Raw genomic sequence first — 4250 nt, 5'->3', positions numbered from 1 at the left:
GAATCTAAAAGTTATGATTTTTGATTTCAAAACTTTGAACATCTTAAAATTTTAGCATCAAAATCATAACTTTTTTATTTGTACTCCTAACTAAATGCCGTTTATTAATACGTAAGTCCTGCTTATGTTTAAGCGCTGCGATAGAAGCTTAATAAGCTCCGTTATTCGTGGGAAAAATTACCACACCTACGGTTTTGATAATCACCCACAAATCCAGCCATAAATTGCGAAAATTGACATAGTAAACATCAATCTTGACGCGCTTTTCGTAGGGAATATCATTTCGTCCGGAAACTTGCCACAACCCCGTGATTCCAGGGCGAATTGTCAAAATCTTATCAATATGGCGACCGTACATGAACAGTTCCTCCGCAACTAACGGACGAGGGCCAACAACACTCATGTCCCCCTTTAAAACGTTCCAAAACTGGGGAAATTCATCGAGGCTGGTCACCCGCAAAAATCGACCGATCCAGGTAATGCGAGGGTCATTTTTGAGCTTGAAATTGTCCTGGAATTCTTGCTGCAACTCAGGAGAAGCTGCCATCATCTCCCGCAGGATTTCATCCGCATTGGTGACCATAGTTCGGAATTTAATACAGCCAAAAGGCTTGTAGTTTTTCCCAATGCGCGTTTGCACGTAAAAAATCGGCCCAGGGGAACCGATCGCAATCAATAAGGCTAACAGCAGGTATACCGGGGAAAACAGGATCAAAACCAATAAGGAAAACGCAATATCGAACAGCCGCTTGGCAAAGTCTCCTTTTAGATGCTCAAGAGGCAGACCCTTAAGTCTGCCTGTAAGTTCGAGCGGCTGCAAACCACGCTTTTTTAACCCCCGAAACAGTTTGCCGGAGATGAACGGGCTTTCGGCAGTCATTTTACTCCTTACACTACTTCACACCACACACAGTCCACATCATAAAGCCTCAAGAGACTTTACGAGTAGAAGAGAGGAGGAGGAAAGTCAAAAGTCAAAAGTCAAAAGTCAAAATTCCTCCTCTCCCTTCTCTCTCTCTCCTTTCCCTTTTCCCTCTCCCTCTCCCCGACAACTCAAAAAAGAGACTGATTTCGAGATTTGAATCTCAAATAGGAGCGATCGACAAACCCGAAATACCGCTCTGCAAAGATTGTAGGCGCAAACCCACCAGCTTGTGAGTGCGCCCGCTCCGGATTAAAATTTCCCTGATGCGCTTCAAAAATCTTGACTGCTTCCGCTAAAGCTAGTTCCGATTGTTCCCAAAAAAATAAGCCCGTACCTGTATCTGGGTATTCCCGAATATCTCGCACCGTTTCCAGGGCACCACCTGCACCAAAGGCAATCACCGGCGTCCCGCAGGCTTGCGCTTCTACCAAAGCAATACCAAAATCCTCGCAGGCAGCATACACAAACGCTTTCGCCTCGGCCATGTATTTCTCGACCACAGCATTGGGCTGCGGTCCCAGCACCTGTACGTTGTCGCCTGCTAATTGGCGAAGTTGTTTCAGTTCCGGCCCAGTACCGATGACTACCAGGGGGCGTCCTAGCTGGTTGAAAGCCTTGATGATTAAAGAGACTTTTTTATAACTCACCAGCCGCGAAACTGTCAGGTAAAAATCTTCTTTCTTTTCCTGAAAAGGAAATCGCTCAATGTTGACTGGCGGATAAATTACTTCGGAACGGCGGCGATAGCAACGCCAAATCCGACTTGCGGTATGTTTGGAATTAGCAATAAAGTAATCGACGCGATTGGCAGTTAGCACATCCCACTGCCGCAAGCGATGCAGCAAATACCGCGTCAGTACCCCCTGAACGCCTTTTCCCATCTCACTACCAGCAAGGTAATCAAAAGTCAAGTCCCAAGCGAAACGCATGGGAGCGTGGCAATAACAGATGTGCAACTGTTGTGGCCTTGTAATCACGCCTTTAGCAACAGTGTGGGAGGAAGATAGGATAATATCGTACTCTCGCAAATCCAGCTGTTCGATCGCGAGCGGCAAGAAAGGTAGGTACTTTTGCACCCCGTTACGAGCGCTGGGAAACCTTTGCAAAAACGTCGTACCGATAGAGCGCTTAAATAAATAGCTATTTGGATCGATCGATTCAAAATCGATCAGCGCGTAAAGATCGGCATCTATGTGCCGCAATATTTCCCTAACAACCAGTTCCGAACCTCCGGTTGCTTTAGGTGTTAACCACTCGTGGACAAGCGCATATTTCAATGGCACAGCAAACTTTTGTCAACTCAAAACGGCGATAAATTTAAACTCACTTTACACAAAAAAGCTCCCACATTAAATACCCAAATATTGCCAAACAATAGGTAGAGGTAGACAACTCTCTACCTCTACCTGGATGGCGATCGCAGACAAAAAGTCCGCTTCTCTAATCGACTTTTGTGAAATCGTCGCTAACAAGGAAAATTTTGCTAAAAACATTGCACCCAGTAGCAGTTTGGAGGAAACTTCCAGCTTCTACTTGCTCGTCTAACCAGCAAAACCCCAGAACTATCTCCATAATCCCTCCCCCTTTAGGGGGTCGGGAGAAAATCAAAGATTTGTTCAAGGATTTGTTGTTTGAGCCGCTAACATCTGCTTTAGTTTTTCTAGCTCCTGTGCCCAACGGGGATCTGGTTGCACTGCTTCAGAGTTAGTTGATGTTGTGCTGCTGCTACCGCTACTGCCACCACGGTTCTTCTTCTTGTTTCGACGGCTCTTTTCGCTGGGAGCAGAACTGCTGCTGGGTGCCGATTTAGCAACTGGCGGCGGTGGTGCTTCCTCCTCACTTTGACCTTTAGACCGAGGCAATGCCTTTTCAATTTTTAAAGCACTCTCCTTGAAAACGTAACCGTTGAACTTTTCAATGAATTGATCGGCTTGTTCATCTGTCTGCACGGTAACAAAACCGAAACCACGGCATTTCCCTGTTTTGCGGTCTTTAATCACCTTGGTAGAAATCGAATCCCCAGCCTCGGCAAAAACCGCTTGCAGTTCTTGACGATCGATTTCTTCTTTAGGCAAATTGCCTACATATAGACGAACGGACATAGAAGATCCTCCAGACTTTAATTCAAAAAAAACTTGCTTGCAAGGGCGCTCCCTGCATATTAGCTGAGGAGAAAGTGGATTGACGAACTCCTAAACAAACTAATTGTTCTGTCCCTCTAACCAATTGCCACCACACAGCTCATCGCATGAAAAAACGCTACTTAATACTCGATGCCCAAGATCCTACACCTAAGTTTCCGGCATTCAATATGAAGATAGCTTACCACGAGGATTACTCATAGTAAAATCGCCGTTTGAGCAGGCTTAGAGCTTCCTCAAACAGCTTGAATCCATCTTTTATCTCACCGCTAAACTCTAATGCTTCTAGCGGCGGACTTAAAATTGCTTCCCAATCGACCTTCATTTATGCCAGTGAAACTCAGATGTTTTCTTCTTCTGTTGTATCTTGCTTGCCTGAAAAGTTGACGCCATTCTTTAAGGTATCACGCTATAAGGCATGGAACCATTTCTCAAGAGAGATTTCAGCTTCAGCCTATATCTGTCACAGGTGGAGTAATTCTCCCCCAGGATTTTTGTTTTTACCATAGGCTCCGCTACAGATTGTACGACAGGATTATCGATCTTTACACAATAGCAAACAAAAACCAGCCTATGGCTGCGGCTGGTTAAACTTGCTGTGTTGGGAGGAGGAAATCCTGGTAGTATCCGATTCTACGGACAAGCATCCCCGAACCTCAGTCTGTCGCTTTTTCACCTACTGGCAGAACTACGATCGCCCATTACCCATTGCTATAAAAGCTTTTGGGATTTCTTTTTCACAGACTGGCTGTTTGAGAAATCTGTCTGTTGCCTTGTCTAATACCAAGGAATTCCTGTAAAGAAATGTAACACATTTAGAAAAAAGTCGCAATTTTTCTTTACATAGATGTCGGCATAAGGGATGGGCTAAATGGCACTAGCCCTATGCGCCGCCTTTGAAGATAATGTAAGCGCCCCAAAGAGCAGCCGCGATCGCTAAAATCGTAGACCAGACAGGATGAGCGCTTTGGCTGGTTTTACCGCCTTGAGTTCTCAGGCTGTCAAGATCGATCCACGGCGTAACACCCCGACGAAACCAACCCGTTGCGGAGATCGGTCGGTTGACTAAATCGCTGGGGCGAGGCGATCGCGGCAACAGATTGCCTATGGGCCCAAACCAAGAAAAAAAGTGTAATTTAACTAAACCAGTAGCCGTTTGCAAAATGAGGTCTTGACAAAGCCAG

At 45.6% G+C, this 4250-nt stretch carries 5 protein-coding genes and 1 pseudogene; all 6 read right to left on the bottom strand.

Translation table 11 applies throughout. The features are described 5' to 3' along the window. Positions 1 to 148 precede the first annotated feature (148 nt). A complete protein-coding gene (locus tag H6S82_RS21080) occupies positions 149 to 880 on the bottom strand; it encodes a sugar transferase (RefSeq protein ID WP_190466934.1) in 732 nt (243 codons plus the stop codon). Positions 881 to 1053: 173 nt separating this feature from the next. Continuing rightward, positions 1054 to 2208, bottom strand: a complete 1155-nt coding sequence (locus tag H6S82_RS21075) for a glycosyltransferase (RefSeq protein ID WP_190466931.1) — start codon at positions 2206 to 2208, stop codon at positions 1054 to 1056. Positions 2209 to 2274: 66 nt separating this feature from the next. After that, complete coding sequence (locus tag H6S82_RS21070) at positions 2275 to 2418, bottom strand: hypothetical protein (protein WP_190466928.1); 144 nt, start codon at positions 2416 to 2418, stop codon at positions 2275 to 2277. 123 nt (positions 2419 to 2541) lie between these two features. Continuing rightward, entirely contained in the window at positions 2542 to 3027 is a 486-nt protein-coding gene (locus H6S82_RS21065; RefSeq protein ID WP_190466925.1) for an RNA-binding protein, read from the bottom strand. A gap of 232 nt (positions 3028 to 3259) precedes the next feature. Then, positions 3260 to 3391 (bottom strand): hypothetical protein, encoded by a 132-nt coding sequence (locus H6S82_RS34120; protein WP_255512256.1) that lies wholly within the window; start codon positions 3389 to 3391, stop codon positions 3260 to 3262. 558 nt (positions 3392 to 3949) lie between these two features. After that, positions 3950 to 4250 (bottom strand): annotated as a pseudogene (locus tag H6S82_RS21060) (hypothetical protein); the annotation flags it as partial.

The organism is Planktothrix sp. FACHB-1355 (assembly GCF_014748295.1).
In the GTDB taxonomy this organism is placed as follows: domain Bacteria; phylum Cyanobacteriota; class Cyanobacteriia; order Cyanobacteriales; family Aerosakkonemataceae; genus Aerosakkonema; species Aerosakkonema funiforme_A.
Note: the sequence above shows the minus strand (reverse complement) of the source record. Positions and strands in the feature narration are given on the sequence as shown.